This window comes from Alishewanella sp. HL-SH06 (assembly GCF_052656265.1).
Genome location: NZ_CP199752.1, coordinates 521,369 through 539,225, shown reverse-complemented (window position 1 = coordinate 539,225; position 17,857 = coordinate 521,369). Strand labels below are relative to the sequence as shown.

Sequence of the window (17,857 nt, the reverse complement as noted above, 5' to 3'; positions counted from 1 at the left end):
GACAACATACAGACGGTATGTCGTCTACTGCCAGTACGGTGACTTTCTCTTACTTTGATGGCATTATCCATCCCACATTAGCGGCTTTTCCTCAGCACGGTTATGTACTGTTACCCGTTTCTTTAACAGCACGCTGTCAGCATCAACGTTTAGCCTTTACTGCCCGGCCGCGCTTCGCTGCAAAAATTGTTGGTGACTAGGTAGTTGGGCTGCGGTGCGCTGCATAATTAACTGGATATCATCTAAAAAGCCGGTTAACTGCCCAGCTGACAAACTTTCCGCCAAGGGATGATAGTGCTTAGGTAAGACATGTTGCCCTAGCATCACTTGCTGCCAAGCGACTTCGGTAAATAACTCATCTTGTTGACGAAACACGGCAGCATTTTCAGCAAACAGCGCTATACGTTGCGCCAGCGAATCAGGCAAGGTCATTTGCTGACAATATTGCCACAAGCCCTGATCAGTGCGCTGATTTAAATGATAATGCAGAATAATAAAATCACGGATAGCAACGTATTCCTCAGCGGATTGCCGATTATATTCTTGGCGTAATTTAGCCATATCCACCGAAGTAGGAAAGCACTGTACTAAGCGCACTATGGCACTTTGGATCAGATGAATACTGGTCGATTCTAACGGTTCGAGAAAGCCACTTGATAAGCCAATCGCCACACAGTTGTGCTGCCATTGCTGTTTACGCCGGCCCGTTACAAAGCTAATTTTGCGCGGATCGGCTAAGGCCGGTGCATCTAAATGATCCATTAAAGTGTGCTGTGCTTGTTCATCGCTTAAAAATTGGCTGCTGTACACCAAGCCATTACCGGTTCGATGCTGTAACGGAATACGCCATTGCCATCCAGCATCTCGGGCGATAGCGCGCGTGTACGGTAAAATAGGTTGTGTTGCGGCTGATGGTACCGCTAAAGCGCTGTCACAAGGCAACCAGTGTTGCCAATCTTCATAGCCTACGGCTAATTGCTGCCCAATTAATAAAGCGCGACTGCCCGAACAATCAATAAATAAATCGGCTGCCAACTTTTGGCCATCGGTTAATACCACCTCTGCAATTGCCTCAGAAGGATGCTGGGTTACCGCAGCGATAGTGCCTTCGGTGCGGCTAACGCCTAAGCGCTCACTGTATTGGCGTAAAAAAGCGGCATATAAACCGGCGTCAAAATGATAGGCATGCACTAAACCTTGTAAGGGCGTATTCGGGATCTGCGCTAAAGGCTGGTATTTACCGGCACGCGCGGCCTGATAATTTAATGAAAACTCCCAAAAACTGCGGCGATCACCGCGAGCACGTGCCGCTAACCAAAAATGATGAAACGAGGTAAACCCTAAGGGTTTGCCGATCGGGCCAAAGGCATGCATGTAACTGTCGCCCGGCTTGCCCCAATTCTCAAATTGTATGCCTAATTTGATGGTGCCCTTGGTGGCTTGCAAAAACTCGGCTTCGTTAATACCGAGCGCCGCATTAAAGTGTTGAATGGCCGGAATGGTTGCTTCGCCCACACCAACAGTGGCAATAGCATCAGATTCAATAAGTTGGATTTGTACTTGTTGGCCCATAAACCTTGCCAGCATAGCTGCTGACATCCAGCCTGCTGTACCACCGCCAACAATTAATACTTTTTTAATCGCGCCTTGCTGCATCATCCGTCTGTTGTCTCCATGATAAAAAAGCCCCTGGTTATCGATGATAACAGCAGGGGCGGCTTAGTCAGTTAGACTTTATTAAAACTTATACGACACACCGGCCATAAATGAGCGACCGTAGCGCTGATACTCAATCACGCGACGCGTGTCATCACCTTCAACCCGCACAAAAGGTTCATCGGTAATGTTGTTCGCTTGCAGTAACAAGGTCAGACCTTCATAGTCACCCGAGAAGCTGTAGCTTAACTGAGCATCCACGACGGTTTCTGCTTCAATCATACGTAAGTTACGACCATTACCAAAGCCAGAGATTTCACCTAAGAAGTCTGAACGGTAACGGCTGCTGATCCGCGCAGAGAAGCCTTCGTTTTCGTAGTAGAACGTTAAGTTAGCCACTTTCTCTGATAAACCGGGTAACGGCGTAGCAGGATCATCGGGATTCGCTTTAATATTACTATCAGTCCAAGAACCCGTTAATACCGCACCAAAGTTGTCTAACGCTGGCGTTAGCATGCCGCCGCTAGCCGATAAGGTAAATTCTAAACCGTTGATCCGACCGCCTTCACCATTTTGTGGTGTCGTCGCAATACCTTGGTTAATCACCGGCACTTCGCCACCTGATGGGAAACCAGTAAAGTCTTGGATCACTCGCTGATCATAGATGTAGCTTTCTAAATCTTTGTAGAAAGCAGCAATGGCCACATAACCCATGCTGTTGTCAAAGTACTGCTCGTAAGAGACATCCAGTGAATTAGCAATCCAAGGGCGTAAGGCAGGGTTACCACCACTAGCGCTCCAAGGAGAATTTTGCTCTGGCGTTGCTTGTGCGTTATTCAGTGCAGGGTTGAAGCCGAAATCTTGGCTCGCCCGCATCTGATCCATCCGCGCCCGCGCCATGGTCCGCGCTAAACCAACACGGACATATTTCGCCATACCTACTTCAAAATTCAGGTTTAAGCTAGGCAGTACTTCCCAGTATTTATCGCCACCGTCTAAACGGAAGGACGATACGTTAATACCTGAGCCTGACGCCGCTAACGCGAAAGAAGATTGGTCAGTGTGCACTAATTGCGTACCCACATTACCGGTGACGGGGATTTCACCAATACGGCTGTTAATACCCACTTTGATATAACCGGTGATCACGTCTTCTTCTACGTTCCAATCTTTAATCAAAACGTCAGCATTGGGGTTACGCACTTTGACGAGCGCACCGGTATCAATCAACTCGCGCGGATCATAGCTCACCATGCCTGGAATACCGAAAGCGGCTAAGCTGGTTGTGCCAGCCACGTTCGGGATCGGCGCAGATAAGGCGCCATTAGGTAATGCCAGGAAGAACTCGTTAGCTTGCTTGTCTTTTTCACGGTTGCTGTAGTTAATACCGACTTCTAATGAATCGAAGTTTTCGCTTTCTAGCATGGTTTGTGCACTAAAACGCAGCTGATTCAAATCATCGGTAATACCAGGTGAGTTGAAATAACCTAACTGTCCGCCAGGGATAATATCGCCACCCCAACCTTGCGGGCTGGTGAGTAAAATTAAGCTGGGATCAGCATAGTTAAGCGTAGTGTTAAAGACAGGGCCATTCGGGCCCATGGCGAAAGATAAGTTATCTAAAGCGCCTGTTCCAGCAGGGCCAGTACCGGCATCTGATTCTAAAATTAAATCGGTACGGTCTAAGGATGAGTGACTAATATCTAACGTAGCATCCCAACGATCAGATAACTTGAACTCGTTTTTCCAACCCAACGAGAACAATTCACTTTCGCGGTAGTTGCCGTGGTTACGCACAATGCCTTTTACGCCAGTATAGCCACCTGAGGTCACTAAACCGTTTTCTACCGTTGCATTAACCAGTGGTGCGCCACCCCAAAATAAGGGTAACTCAATAAAGCTGGTGCGCTGCGTTTCATCAAACTGTGAGTAATAGAAATCAAGGGTGCTGCTGAATTTATCGCTAGGCTTGTATTCTAACACGCCGATAAAACCGTCGCGCTCTAATAAGTTAGAGTTTGCATACACTTTACCGCCGCCGATCACTTTATTGCCATCCGCTGTATCAGCATAACCCCATGCTTCAAACCGCTCGATTTGCACTGGGTTAGACATGTTGGCATAACCTAAGGCCACGCCAATGGTGTTATCGGCAAATTGGTCGATATAAGAGATGCTAAAACGTTTACCCGTGTCATCGGCACCGGCATTTAACGCATCAATTTGGCTCCATTCGTAACGCGCGTTCACCACTACCGTGGTTTCACCGTGTGTTAATGGGCTAACCAAACGCATATCCGCCGTACCGGCTAAACCTTGGCCCAGTAAAGCCGCGTCTGGCGTTTTATAAACGACCACGCCACTGAGTAATTCAGAGGGATACTGGTCAAACTCGACGCCGCGGTTGTCGCCTGAGCTCACTTGCTCACGGCCATTTAATAACGCAGTAGAGAAATCGGGAGCTAAACCACGGATACTGATGACCTGGCTGCGACCATTTAAACGCTGTGCCGTTAAACCGGGTAAGCGAGCTAATGATTCAGCAATACTGACGTCAGGTAACTTACCAATATCTTCTGCAGAAACCGCTTCTACAATTGAACTATTGAACATCTTAATGTTCTGAGACTCTTGTAAGCTGCGGCGAAAACCACGTACTGAAATCACTTCAATCGCTTCTTCTTGCGCTTGAGCAGCTTGTGCGTCTGTCGCCTCTTGTGCCAACACCATTGAGCTGCTGCCCGCTGCCGTTAACGCCAATGTCAGCATACTGAGTTTAAATTTATTCATAACCCTACCTTCCCCGGTCTGTTGTTGTTTTATTGCTGCGAAATCCGTAAGCCTGCCCGTAAGTAATCAGTCTCGGTTTCGCCATGCTCATTTATTAAACTTATTCTGTCGTTCACTCAAGATGAATACGTATTCATAAGCAAAATTATGCCCAAATGCTGTGCATCGCAAGATAAGCTTGCACCTTTAATGCACAAAGCTAACATTGGTAGAGCTTTGTTTTTTCTTGAAAAACACAGCACGCCACGCATAAAACACCGTTATCAAGCAGAAGTTTGCACCAAAATGAACTGCATACGTATGCAGCATGTTCCCTAATGTCAGGGAGCTGTTTATGCTTGTGAGGGTAATATCTACACCAGACTAACAGGTGCTTTATGGAACAACTTCAACAGCTAGCCGATCTTGCCGGATTGCAACAAAGCTATGTGCATGCCAATGGTCACCCTGTGACCATTGCGCCAGAGGTGCAACAGGCCATCTTAAATGCCATGGGTTTTAACCTTTCAAATGAACAGGTTATTGCCGAGCAAGTTCAGCAAGCTATTGCATCACGCTGGCAAGAGCCCATAGCGCCGGTTACGGTGGTCACCCAAGGCCAGCCACTACAAGTCAGACTCCAACTCGATGCACAGTACGCTAGCAGCTTGTGGCAATGGCAACTTAACTTAGAAGAGGGTGAAGTACGGCAAGGCGAAATTAGTCTGCAACCAAAAGATATTATTGAACAAGCCGTTTTAGCCGAGCAAAAAATGCTGGCCTTTATGCTGCAGTTACCCGACGATTTGCCACTGGGCTATCATCAATTACAATTGAGCGATGGTCATCATCACTGGCAGCAGCAGGTGATTGTCGCGCCAAGCCGCTGTTTTCAGTTACATGACAGTGCCATCTTACACAAAACGATGGGCCCGGCTATTCAGTTATACGCTATTCGCTCGGCCCGAAATTGGGGGATCGGCGATTTCCTTGATCTTAAAAACATGGTGGCGCCGTTAGCGGCACTGGGTAACGACTTTATTGGTTTAAACCCATTGCATGCGCTCTACCCTATGTTGCCGCAAGATTGCAGCCCTTATAGCCCGAACAGCCGCTTGTGGCTCAATACGCAGTACGTTGCGCTTGAACACAGCGCCGAATTTCAACACTGTAGCGCTGCCCAACAGCTAGTGGCGTCAGCGGAGTTTCAGCAACAATTGGCCGCCTGTCGTGCCGCCAGTGATGTTGATTATGCCCAAGTTGCGGCATTAAAAGCCCCAGTGGCTAAATTGCTTTACCAAACTTTTAAAACCCAAGAGTTGGCCAAACAGAGTGCGCGAGCACAAGCATTTCAGCAATTTGTGCAGCAAGGCGGCGCATCGTTAAAACAAACTGCGCTATTCAAAGTGCTACAAGGTACCCTGTTTTGGCAAGATCACGCGATGGCGGCTTGGCAAAACTTTCCACCGGAATATCAAAATCCGCAAAGCACGGCGGTGCAACAGTTTGCCCAAGAGCATGCAGAACAAATTCATCAGCAATTGTATTTACAATGGCTAGCTCAACAGCAATTAGCCGAAGTAAAAGCTGAGTGTCAAAAGCAAGGTATGGCCATTGGTTTGTATTGTGATGTCGCGGTAGGCACCAGTCGCAGCAGTGCCGAAAGCTGGGCCGCGCCTGAAGATTTCTTACTGGATTTAAGCGTGGGTGCACCACCGGATATTATGGCTCCGAAAGGCCAAAACTGGGGTTTACTGGCTTATAACCCACACACCTTACGTCAAAAAGCGTATCAGCCATTTATTGAATTGATCCGTGCCAATATGCGAAATGCTGGCGCCTTGCGTCTTGATCATGTAATGGCACTGCTGCGTTTGTGGTGCTGTCCCTTAGGCGCGGATGCTACCGCAGGCGCCTATATTGGCATGCCCGCCACGGCGCTTTTTGCCATACTCGCATTAGAAAGCCAGCGTAATCATTGTGTGGTTATCGGCGAAGACTTAGGCACAGTGCCTGTTGCCATCAGCGAATTGATGCAGCGCTATCAGGTGTTGTCATATCGCGTGTTTATGTTAGAACAAAAACACGGCAGCTATGATTATCGTGATCAAACTTATCCGGCTCGTGCACTCGCCACCGTGACAACACATGATATGCCGACGCTGATTGGCTATTGGCAAGAGCATGATTTAGCGCTGCGGCATAAACTGGATTTATTTCCAAGCGCTGAGGTGGCGGCTAATTTGCAGCAACTGCGTAAAGATGAAAAACAGCTGTTACAGCAGCAACTGCAATTACATGAGCCCGATGCCGCCGCCTTAGTAACGGCGTGTCATTTGTATGCAGCTGCTACACCGGCGCAGCTATTTGCCTATCAGTTAGAAGATTTGGTGTTGTTGGATACACCGGTTAATATTCCGGGAACCAGCACCGAATACCCCAATTGGCGTCGTAAATTGCCGAGCAATATTGATGACATTTTAGCGCAAGCGGATGTCCAGCAATTATTACTCAAAATCAAACAGGCACGGGCCTAAAACGAAAAAACCCGATAGCTTACTTACCATCGGGTTCTTTTATGCTTAATCGTCAGGTGACTGGTTAAGCCAACTTATTCAATTTGACCACGGATCTCGCCACTTGGGAAAGCTGGGGTATGAATGTTGACATAGTGCCCACCCGACGCCAACACGGCAAAAATCGCTGCATTCAGGTTAGTACCGGTGCTTGTCTGCCAACGATTCACATCCGCGGTATTTCGCTCAAGCGCAACAAGAACCGGACCATTACTTCCTCTGACACCTGTATGAATGTGCGCCATGGTGGCATCCGCAACGCCGCTCGTCAGCACTTGTAATTCCACATTAAAGTCTTGTAACCGCACTAAGGCATAACCATCACCTCGCGCCATCGTTGTCACTGCAGGTACTTCTTGCGCACCAGACAGCGGGAACGTGACTAAAGCATAATCGCTAGCCCGAATGATTTGACCACGCAATTCACCACCTGGATTGGTTGGCGTATGAATATTCACGTAATGTCCGCCATCTGCTAACACCGCCAAAATTTCTGCGTTTATCATAGTATCTGCTGGCGTAGACCATTTACCTGCATTATCTGCGGCACGCTCCAGTGCAACCAACACACTGCCATTTTGACCAATGCGGCCAGTATGAATGTGCGCCATAGTGGCTGCATCTGCGCCTTGAGTTAAAGCAACCAGCTCTAGATTAAAGTTGCTCGTATTCACTAAAGCATAACCCTGACCCGTTGCCGTTGTGGTTACCGCTGGCACTTCTTGTGCACCGCTGAGGTTAAACGTCGCTAATACAAAATTATCCGTTAAGATTTGCCCACGTAATTCGCCACCAGGATTAGCCGGCGTGTGTATATTGACATAGTGCCCACCTGAGGCCAGTACCGCAAAGATATCCGCATTGATCTCGGTTTCAGCAGGCGTAGACCATTTACCTAAGTTAGTTTGGTCTTGCTCAAGCGCCACTAACACTGGGCCGTTATTCCCCACGCGGCCAGTATGAATATGCGCCATCGTCGCGTCATTAACACCCTGTGTTACCGCAACCACTTCCACACTGTAATCTGTGGTATTGACTAACGCATAACCATCGCCCGAAGCGGTGGTAGTTACACGCGGTACTTCTTGTGCACCACTGAGTTTAAACGTAGCCAAGGCAAAATTATCGGTTAAAATTTGACCGCGCAACTCACCGCTTGGATTCGCCGGTGTATGCACATTGACATAATGACCGCCTGAGGCAAGCACGGCAAAAATTTCAGCATTAATCGCGGTGTTTTCAGGCGTAACCCAAACGCCAACTTCACCATCAGCTTGCTCTAAAGCAACTAATACACTGCCGTTATTACCAACACGACCGGTATGAATATGTGCCATCGTCGCATCATTGACGCCAGAAGTAACAGCGACCACTTCTACAGCATAATTCGTGGTATTAACCAGCGCATAACCATTACCCGAAGCTTGGGTTGCTACTGCGGGCACTTCTTGTGCTCCGCTTAACGGAAAGGTCGCCAGAACAAAGTCATTGGTCAGAATTTGACCACGCAATTCACCACTTGGATTAGCTGGCGTATGCACATTAACGTAATGCCCACCGCTGGCTAAAACAGCAAAGGTTGGCGCATCTAATAATGTGTTATCAGCCAGCACCCAAACATTCGGATCATCCGATAATTGCTCTAACGCCGCTAACACCCCGCCATTCATGCCAATGCGGCCTGTGTGGATGTGCGCCATAGTCGCATCTTCTACGCCCGAGGTGCGTACCGTTAGATTGACTTCAAAATCGGTTTGGTCAACGGCAGCATAAGCATAGCCCATACCTGCCGATGCAACTGCCGGTACTTGCTGCATACCAGACAAGGGGAAAGTGACAATAAGCGTTTGGTCATTAACAATTTGACCGCGTATTTCGCCATCTGGGTAAGCGCTAGTATGCACGTTAATATACCAATCGCCATCTTTCAGATCCGTCATTAAATCTGCAGAAATGGTGGTCTCGGCTAATTGATATATCCCATCATTATTACCATCGGTGAAACTGAACGCGACGGGCCCATTTAAACCCAAATCACCATCATGAATATGCACAGCTTGCACATTGGCGACACTGGTTAAGTTTATCGATGCTCTGACTTGCATCAGGTTTTCATCAATTTCAACAGTACCCGTTGCCATTGCGGTAGACGGCGTGCGTGGCACTTGTTGATCGCCAGAAAGTGCGGCATTAAAGGTTTGTGATACGGTGAATACCGGTGGTGGTGGGACTTCAATTTTATCATTGTCGTTATCATTACAGCCCATTAGCAGTAACCCAATGACACTGAAACAAATCAGCTTTTTCATATGTGGATCCTTAACCGTTATAAGCCAAAACACGCCGTGCTTGGCAAGAGGAAATCTCTGTACATCTAAGGTTGCACATGTTGTAACGTAATGACGGCGAAAAAGGATCGTTAAAAGTGGTGATTATTTAAGCGCGAAGTTTGCAGGTGTTCTTATTAATCGGCTGCAGGCTAAAAGCGGCAAGCCCTTAAGGCATTACTTGCCATTAAAAAATAATTCAGCTCAACATTAAAGTTGCAACACAAAAATTAAATCAACTATTACGCTATTAACTTGGCCAAAATTAGGCATCTATGCTGCTACCTATTTATTATTCTTCGGTTTAGTATGCGTTGACGCTGAAATAGCAACAAATAACCAACACTTATCAGAGAAGCAGAAATCATGGCTAACGACGGCAACTACAAAAAAAGAAAATTGGCGAACATACCTTAAAACCGGAAACCATGATGATGTCTTATGGTTATAACCCGCAATTTTCCGAAGGCTCAGTGAAGCCACCGGTGTTTTTAACCTCGACTTTTGCTTACCAAACCCCTGAAGAAGGCGAAGAGTTTTTTCATATTATGGCGGGGCGAAAACCGGCTCCAGCAGGCAGTGTCGGTGGCTTAATTTATAGCCGTTTTAACCACCCTAATGTTGAGATTATTGAAGATCGTTTGTCGTTATTTGAAGGGTCAGAAAGCTCGGTGGTTTGCTCCAGCGGCATGGGTGCGATCAGCGCTATTTTACTGGCTTACCTGCGTCCCGGTGATGTGATCGTGCAAAGTGCCCCACTGTATGGCGGCACTGAAACCTTGATCCGTAAGTTTTTGCCAGAGTTTAATATTCACACCGGGGAATTTCATAATGGCTTAGATGAAATGGGCATGTTGAGCGCACTGAGAGCGGCTGCAAAAAAAGGCCGCCTGGCCATGGTGTTTGTCGAATCTCCCGCCAACCCAACCAATTCGTTAGTTGATTTTGCTGCCTTAAACCGCGTACTGGATATCATCAAAACGGAAACAGGTCATCGGCCGATCAGTGTGTGTGATAACACGTTAATGGGCCCCGTATTTCAGCAAGCTGTGCCACAAGGCATTGATATGGCGATGTACTCACTGACCAAATATGTGGGCGGCCACAGCGATTTAGTCGCGGGTGCGGTGTGTGGCAGCCGCGATATATTGCGCCCAGTACGGGCTATTCGCGGGGCCATTGGTCTTAACCTCGATCCACACACCAGCTGGATGATTTCACGCTCATTAGAAACCTTAAGTATTCGGATGGAACGTGCTGCTGCCAGTGGGCGTAAAGTGGCAGAATGGCTGGCGAATAACCCTTATAAGCCAGCCAAAGTGCTGCATCCAGACTTGATTACTGACGCGGCTTATCAGGCGGTCTATCAACGGCAGTGCTCTGGCCCCAGCTCAACCTTTTCTTTTGTTATGGACATAGCAAAAGCCGATGCGTTTCGTTTAATCAATAACCTGTCGATTTTTAAATCGGCGGTCAGTCTCGGTGGTAGCGAAAGTTTAGTGTGCCACCCAGGCAGCACCACACACTCTGGTGTGCCAGCCGAGCTGCGCGATCGTTTTGGCATCAGCAACGGGCTGATCCGTTTATCGATTGGCTTAGAACACCCAGACGATTTAATTGCCGATTTGGACCATGCGTTCGCCGCCACTTTTGGTACGAACTAACCACAGCATGCGGTCGGGGGCATCAACCGCCACCGACCGCGCAACCTCGATGCGTTGCACCTAGCAACGATTTTAAAGCGGAATTATTCATGTTGAAGTTATCTCAGGCTCTGGCCATCTGCAGCAGTATGTTTTGCTTATGGCTGCCACAAGTTAATGCCCAGACCTTATATCTGGTGCGGCATGCCGAAAAACTCAGTGGTGCCGATCCGACACTCTCGGCGTGTGGCCAAGCCAGAGCCGAGGCACTGGCCGAGTATTTCCAAGCCATCCCATTGCAAGCAGTCTATGCCACGCCCTATCAACGTACGCAACAAACAGCCGCCGCGGTAGCAAAGCGCCAGCAGTTAACCGTAACAAGTTACCATCCAGCCGCACCTGAGCAGTTAAAACAACAGCTGAGTAGTGCAAACCACACGGTATTAATCGTTGGCCACAGCAACACCGTGCCGGCTTTAGTCAAACTGTTTAGTGAGATCGACGTTGCACCGCTGACGGAACAAGATTACGCCATGCTGTACCAAATCGACTTAAGCGGGCAGCCGACCGTATTACTGCGCAAACAACAGTTTCGTTGCCAACCAGACACAGCCGCTGATTAACACATTACACAGCGTCATTGCTTAATAGTGATTAGTTGAGTGTTGAGTGTTGAGTGTTGAGTGTTGAGTGTTGAGTGTTGAGTGTTGAGCATGACTTGGATTAATTACCTGCAGTGTTCTTTCCAAAAAAAACATCAAATACTGTACTCTTCAGCCTGTAAAACAAAAACCGCCGGTAGCCTTAGGTTACCAGCGGTTTTATTATAACTTAATAAAATACAGCCGTTTAGCCGTTATTTTTGGCTGGCGGGCTCAGCGTTTTTCACAAATTCATCTAACCAAGCCGTCGTTTCCCACAGCATATGTAAGATCGATTCGCGCGCACGGTAACCGTGAGATTCTAAAGGCAACATCACTAAACGTGTGGTGCCGCCATTACCTTTGATGGCTTGGTATAAACGCTCACTTTGAAGCGGGAAAGTGCCTGAGTTGTTATCGTCTGTACCATGGATCATCAGTAACGGTGTTTTGATTTTTTGCGCATGGAAAAACGGAGACATGCGGCTGTATAACTCAGGATCATCCCACAAGGTACGCTGTTCACGCTGAAAACCAAACGGCGTTAAACTGCGGTTATAAGCACCACTACGCGCAATACCGGCTTTAAATAAGTTGGTGTGCGCCAACAAATTCGCGGTCATAAAGGCACCGTAAGAATGCCCCCCTACCGCTACGCGATTAGCATCCGTTACGCCCAGCTTTACACCGGCCGCAATCGCGGCTTCGGCGTTCATGACTAATTGCTTGATAAAGGTATCATTTGGCTCTTGCTCGCCCTCCCCAACGATCGGCATGGTGGCATTGTCCATCACCGCATAACCTTGCGTTGCTAAAAACTGTGGCGTCCAATAACTGATGCGATTAAAACGATAAGGTGAATCACTCACCTGGCCTGCGGCGGCCGCACTTCTGAACTCACGTGGATAAGCCCAAATTACCGTGGGTAAGGCGCCATCACGCGCTTTATCGTAACCGGCTGGCAGTAATAAGGTTGCCGACATCGGCACACCATCGGCGCGTTGATAATTAATTAACTCGCGGCTAATACCCTGGGTATGCGGCATCGGATGTGCAGTTTGTGTTAACGCCGTCAGCTCACCATTTTGCAAATCGCGCAGGTAAAAGTCAGGCGGTAGATCGCTTGACTCACGCTGGGTCAATAATTTGCCTGACGCAAGTAAGGTGTACGGATATTCATAGAAAGGCGCTTCTGAGCGCCATAAGCGACTGGTTTCACCACTGATTAATTGGCGCTTATCAATAAACGGGCGGTTACCTTCGGTAGAAGCACCAATACCGATTAAATAAATCGCGCCATCTTCTATGCGTAATAAACTTTGGCCATTAGCAGCAGTGGTCATTAACGGTGTACCAGGATCGTTATAACGATCTTCAGATGAACGCTCCCACATTAATTGCGCTGGCTGTTTTGGCGCTAAATACCACACTTTTTCGTTGCGATCTTGCCACCAACGCTCCGACACCATCAAGCTACCATCAGCGCCAGCGCGCAGATTAGCAAAGCGATAACTTAAATCTAGCAGCTTTTCAGCGGGTTGCGTAAAGGGGGCTGGCAGTTGGAATAACTGATCACGCACTGTGGCCGTATTGGCCGGATCACCGCCATCTGCCGCTTCCGCCCAATAGAGGGTAGCCGCATGATCGGCACGCCAGCCGATATCACGCCGACCGGTGGGTACCGCATCAAAGGCAATGGGTAAATTATCAGCAACCGGTTGCTGCACCACGTTATAAACTAACTTACCCGTGGCATCCCATACTTCAGCAGTATAGCCAAAACGAAATACCGGTACGGCATAGGAAAACGGCTGCTCTAAACGATTGACTAAAATAAAGTTATTATCAGGAGACACTTCAATACCGCGAAATAACTGCGGTTTGCCAATGGCAGTTACTTTATTATTTAGGCCAATTTTTACTAATTGACTGGTGAAGTAATGGCTAAACAAGGCTTCATCATGTTTATCTTTCAGTAAATCTTGATAAGTCCGCGCTGGCGCGGTGCGACCACGCGCTTCCGTCACGACAGGGCCAGTGGGCACTTTACTCGCTTGCGGCTCGGCACCACGTTTTGCCGGCACACTGCTGGCGAAAATCGCTTTGCTATCAGCTGACCACTGTAAAGCCCCACCCCAGATCGCATTAATGGGTGTTTTACTCCACTGACTGGCTTTCGCTTTAGCAATATCAACCCGCCATAAAGTCGCGATAGTGTCATCTAACTGAATAAACGCGAAATAACGACTGTCGGGCGACCAGCTTAAATTCACCGCTTTTAGGCTTTTTGGTAAACCACTGATCGCTCGACTTTGCTGAGTGGCAAGATCAATAAGTTGTAAAGAAGAGACGTAGCGTGGTTGCGCTGGGCCATTATTCGCTGGGTTAAAACGGACGCCCGCTAAACGGTACTCGGGTGCAGCTAAATCGGCAATACTGGGTAACGCAGGAAAAGCCGTGCTTAGCAATGTACGCCCATCAGGGCTTAAACTGGCACTGGGTGCCGGTGCTGCATCGACAATATCGATAATGTCTTGGCTAGGCTGTTGGTAATTAATATCAACGGCTGTGGCAAGCGCATAGCTACCACAAGCAAGCGCAGCCCCCAGCAGCAGAGTACGTAATAAGCTGTTCATGTTGTTTTCCTAATAAGTTATCAACTTCTTTTTAGCATGTTCTAGCACAGGCTGCTGTCAGTTTCGACCATCTAGGGAAAAGCTGAGATAAATGCACAAAACAGCGTTAAATCTTCATCATTTTTATGAACGGCAGATGAATAAAAAATGTTATTAAAATAAACCATATATGTAAAATCATTCAGATTATATTCAGGCGTTGCAGCAGATAGTAAGGGCGTATAACAACCCACAAGGAAAGACCATGTTAAATAAAATTTTAGCCATTGCCCTGGCAAGCAGTTTAGTGACGCCCGTTTTCGCAGCCGACTCACCTTTTTATATCGGTGGCCAAATCAGTAATACCACCTTAAAAGAATCTGCGGCTGGTTTTAGCGATGATTTTGATTTTACGGTATTAAGCGCCATCGCTGGTTATCAATTCACGCCTTTTTTTGCCACAGAATTACGCTTAGGTAAGGGCGTTAGCGGTGAAAGCTTTCAAGATATCGGCTATTCCGAAAAACTGGACGTAAGCCAACAAACCGCAGTGTTAATGAAAGGCAGCGTACCCATTACCGACGCATTTTCTCTGTATGGTGTTGCCGGTTATGCTGCCAGTAAGTTCACTTACAAAGAACGCGACGGCGATTTCTATTACTCTGATTCAGAAACCGTAGACGGTTTAACTTGGGGTGTTGGCGCGGGGGTAAAATTTACTCAGAACTTATCTGCAACCGTTGAGTATTTACAAATGCCAAGTGAAAAGTTTAACGACGATGGCTTTGGCTACAAGCTAAAAAGTCATAACCTGAGCTTAGGTGTCATTTATCAGTTTTAATTGCAGCGCTTACTAAAAATCCGGTTTGCTCTTCAGCAAGAATGCAGCAAGCAAACCGGATGTTATAAAACATGGCACTAAGGGCCTAGACCCTTAGTGACCACCACTACCAAATTTTCACGCGCACATCTTCTTCACGATACATACCGTCACCCGGTTTGATATCGAAGGCTTCGTAAAACTCTGGCATATTCGACAGTACACCTAACACGCGGTACATGCCTGGCGAATGCGGGCCAGTGATCACTTGCTGGCGCAAGGCTTCATCACGGAATTTAATGCGCCACACTTGCGCCCAACCAATAAAGAAGCGCTGATCAGGAGTAAAACCGGCAATGGTTTGCTGTGGTTTATCTTTAGTGGCGGCCTTATATGCTTTATAGGCCACGGTTAACCCGCCTAAGTCCGCGATGTTCTCACCTAAACCCAAAGCACCTTGCAAGGTTAAGTTATCAATAGGATTAAACGCATTGTATTGATCAATCATCCGCTGCGCGCGCTCGCTAAATTGCTTCGCATCACTGGGAGTCCACCAATCACGCAAGTTTCCGTCACCATCAGAACGGCGACCTTGATCATCAAAACCGTGCGTAAATTCATGGCCAATAACACCACCAATGGCGCCATAGTTAATGGCGTCATCCGCAGCTACATTAAAAAAGGGCGGCTGCAAAATAGCGGCAGGGAAAACGATTTCATTCATGGTAGAGCTGTAATAGGCATTCACGGTTTGCGGTGTCATGCCCCATTCATCACGATTCACTGGCTGGCCTAAACGCGCCACCATGCGTTGGTATTCGCACTCGCTGCTGCGGCGTAAATTGCCAATAAGATCATTAGCGTCAATTGTTAAACAGTCATAATCACGCCAAACATCAGGATAACCGATTTTCGTATTAAATTTGGCTAATTTGGCCTGCGCTTCCACCTTAGTCGGTTCGCTCATCCATTCTAACTCAGCAATGGCGACCTTAAATGAACCGCGTAGGTTTTCGATCATCTCGTCCATACGCGCTTTGGCTTCTGCTTTGAAGTAGCGATCGACATATTGCTTACCAACCATAAAGCCTAAGCTGCTGTCCACCACTCCCACTGCACGTTTTTCTCGGCTGCGCTGCTCTTGTAAACCACTGAGTGTTTTACCATAAAATTCAAAGCTCGCTTGCACAAAAGGCTCACTTAAATTACTGGCATTACTGCGAAGTAAATGAAATTTTAAGTAGGTTTGCCACTGTGCCACTGGCACATCACCCTGCATTTTGGCGAACGCCGTAAAATAAGATGGCTGACGTACCACAACTTCATTCACCTTATCCAGCTCGGCGGCAGCCATAAAACGCGACCAATCAAAGCCCGGTGCCACTTGTTGTAACTCGGCTAAAGTGTATTTGTTATAAGTGGCGTTACGATCACGATTTTGAATACGGCTCCACTGTGCTTCTGCCAATTGGGTTTCTAACGCAATAATTTGCGCCGCAGCTTGCGCTGGATTATCCCAGCCGGCCAACTGCCACAAGGTTTGAATAAAGTCACTATATTGGCTTAACAGTTTTTTAGAGCGCTCATCATCTTTGATGTAGTAATCGCGATCAGGTAAACCTAAACCCCCTTGGCTAGCACCTGTAATATATTGATCAGATTGACGTTGATCCTGACCAACATAAACAGACACCGGTGTCCCGAAACGGTAACGCTGTAACTCGCCCCATAACTCGGTAAGATCTTGGTGTGTGCGTAACTGTTCAATACGCACAATGTCGCCCCGCAACGGATTTAACCCCAAGACGTTAATTAATGGCTCATTTAAATAAGAAGAGTATAAATCAGCAATCTTTTGCGCATCAGAGCCTTTAGCATGTTCACCCGCCGCCAGCTCGCGGATAATCTCTAACACTTGTTTTTCGGCATTTTCACGCAGTTCATCAAAGCTACCCCAACGTGAACGATCACCAGGAATGTCGGTACTGTTTAACCAGTTACCATTAACAAAACGGAAAAAGTCTTGCTGAGGCGCTACCGTTTGGTCAAAGTTTTTTAACTCAAAACCGGCTTTCTGTTCTTGCATCGCCAGTGTTTGCGCGGTTTGTTCCACGGTCGGCTGACTGCTACAGGCCGCTAGTCCCAACGCGGCAGCAATGCCCAGCGCCAGTAAAGAAAGTTTTTTCATCATAGTTCCTTGGTTTTTTGTTTTATTGTTTTAAAACGACTTGTCGAGTGTAGAAAAAGTCAGCAAAGCCTGTCCAATAAACAGGATATTAGCCCTGCCGGCTGCGATAAACTTCGGTAGTTTTTACCTTGATACGGTTTTACTTGAATTACGTCGCAAATTTCCGCAGGATCAGTGCATCATTTAGGTAATAGGACCTTACTATGTTAGATACAGCGTTAAGCTCATTAACCGGTTTACCCTCTTTTTTGGCTTACTTTGCTTTGGCCATTATTTCTTTGCTGCTGTTCATTCGCTTATATAGCTGGGTAACACCGCATGATGAGTTTGGTTTAATTCGGGCAAATAATCCCGCTGCTGCAGTGGCTTTTGCCGGTGCCTTGATCGGTTTTGCTTGGCCACTGTCTAGCGCCATCACCCATTCATTGTCATTGTTAGATTGTGCCATCTGGGGTGCAGTGGCCTTGCTAGTGCAAGTGCTAACCTTTTTTGTTAGCCAGTTGGCCTTAAAACAACTACCAGAACGTATCACCAAAGGCGATATCGCTGCAGGGATTTTTTCTGCAGGCTGTTCAATCAGCGTCGGTATGTTAAATGCCGCCTGTATGAGTTACTAAGGAGC

At 47.5% G+C, this 17,857-nt stretch carries 11 protein-coding genes; 6 read left to right on the top strand and 5 right to left on the bottom strand.

Features of this window, described 5'->3' with window-relative positions:
* Window positions 1-17 precede the first annotated feature (17 nt).
* Complete coding sequence (locus ACUJFK_RS02400; RefSeq protein WP_445425961.1) at window positions 18-200, top strand: hypothetical protein; 183 nt, start codon at window positions 18-20, stop codon at window positions 198-200.
* On the opposite strand, the gene ACUJFK_RS02395 is transcribed toward ACUJFK_RS02400, so the two are convergent.
* On the bottom strand, window positions 157-1,656 hold the full coding sequence (locus ACUJFK_RS02395; RefSeq protein WP_445426749.1) for a tryptophan halogenase family protein: 1,500 nt from the start codon (window positions 1,654-1,656) through the stop codon (window positions 157-159). The two genes, ACUJFK_RS02400 and ACUJFK_RS02395, sit on opposite strands and share 44 nt — an antisense overlap.
* 81 nt (window positions 1,657-1,737) lie before the next feature.
* Window positions 1,738-4,446, bottom strand: coding sequence for a TonB-dependent receptor (locus tag ACUJFK_RS02390; protein WP_445425960.1), 2,709 nt, complete (start codon window positions 4,444-4,446; stop codon window positions 1,738-1,740).
* A 377-nt stretch (window positions 4,447-4,823) separates the two neighbouring features.
* Between ACUJFK_RS02390 and malQ the strand changes: the two genes are divergently transcribed.
* Entirely contained in the window at window positions 4,824-6,962 is a 2,139-nt protein-coding gene (gene malQ, locus ACUJFK_RS02385; protein WP_445425959.1) for a 4-alpha-glucanotransferase, read from the top strand.
* Between the two features lie 74 nt (window positions 6,963-7,036).
* On the opposite strand, the gene ACUJFK_RS02380 is transcribed toward malQ, so the two are convergent.
* Window positions 7,037-9,310: a CHRD domain-containing protein gene (locus ACUJFK_RS02380; RefSeq protein WP_306177356.1), complete on the bottom strand. Its 2,274-nt coding sequence runs from the start codon at window positions 9,308-9,310 to the stop codon at window positions 7,037-7,039.
* A 446-nt stretch (window positions 9,311-9,756) separates the two neighbouring features.
* Between ACUJFK_RS02380 and ACUJFK_RS02375 the strand changes: the two genes are divergently transcribed.
* Window positions 9,757-10,992 carry a cystathionine gamma-synthase family protein gene (locus ACUJFK_RS02375; RefSeq protein WP_445425958.1) on the top strand — a complete coding sequence of 412 codons (1,236 nt, stop codon included), beginning with the start codon at window positions 9,757-9,759 and terminating at the stop codon, window positions 10,990-10,992.
* Between the two features lie 89 nt (window positions 10,993-11,081).
* On the top strand, window positions 11,082-11,594 hold the full coding sequence (locus tag ACUJFK_RS02370) for a SixA phosphatase family protein (RefSeq protein ID WP_445425957.1): 513 nt from the start codon (window positions 11,082-11,084) through the stop codon (window positions 11,592-11,594).
* 233 nt (window positions 11,595-11,827) lie between these two features.
* On the opposite strand, the gene ACUJFK_RS02365 is transcribed toward ACUJFK_RS02370, so the two are convergent.
* The gene (locus tag ACUJFK_RS02365; RefSeq protein WP_445425956.1) at window positions 11,828-14,248 is read right to left on the bottom strand and encodes a prolyl oligopeptidase family serine peptidase; all 2,421 of its coding nucleotides are present in this window, start codon (window positions 14,246-14,248) and stop codon (window positions 11,828-11,830) included.
* A 244-nt stretch (window positions 14,249-14,492) separates the two neighbouring features.
* Here ACUJFK_RS02365 and ACUJFK_RS02360 point away from each other — a divergent pair, with 244 nt between their 5' ends.
* Window positions 14,493-15,068, top strand: coding sequence for a porin family protein (locus tag ACUJFK_RS02360; RefSeq protein ID WP_445425955.1), 576 nt, complete (start codon window positions 14,493-14,495; stop codon window positions 15,066-15,068).
* 106 nt (window positions 15,069-15,174) lie between these two features.
* Here ACUJFK_RS02360 and ACUJFK_RS02355 read toward each other — a convergent pair whose 3' ends face one another.
* Window positions 15,175-17,235 carry a M13 family metallopeptidase gene (locus tag ACUJFK_RS02355; protein ID WP_445425954.1) on the bottom strand — a complete coding sequence of 687 codons (2,061 nt, stop codon included), beginning with the start codon at window positions 17,233-17,235 and terminating at the stop codon, window positions 15,175-15,177.
* A 203-nt stretch (window positions 17,236-17,438) separates the two neighbouring features.
* Here ACUJFK_RS02355 and ACUJFK_RS02350 point away from each other — a divergent pair, with 203 nt between their 5' ends.
* Entirely contained in the window at window positions 17,439-17,852 is a 414-nt protein-coding gene (locus ACUJFK_RS02350; protein WP_306177362.1) for a DUF350 domain-containing protein, read from the top strand.
* Window positions 17,853-17,857 lie beyond the last annotated feature (5 nt).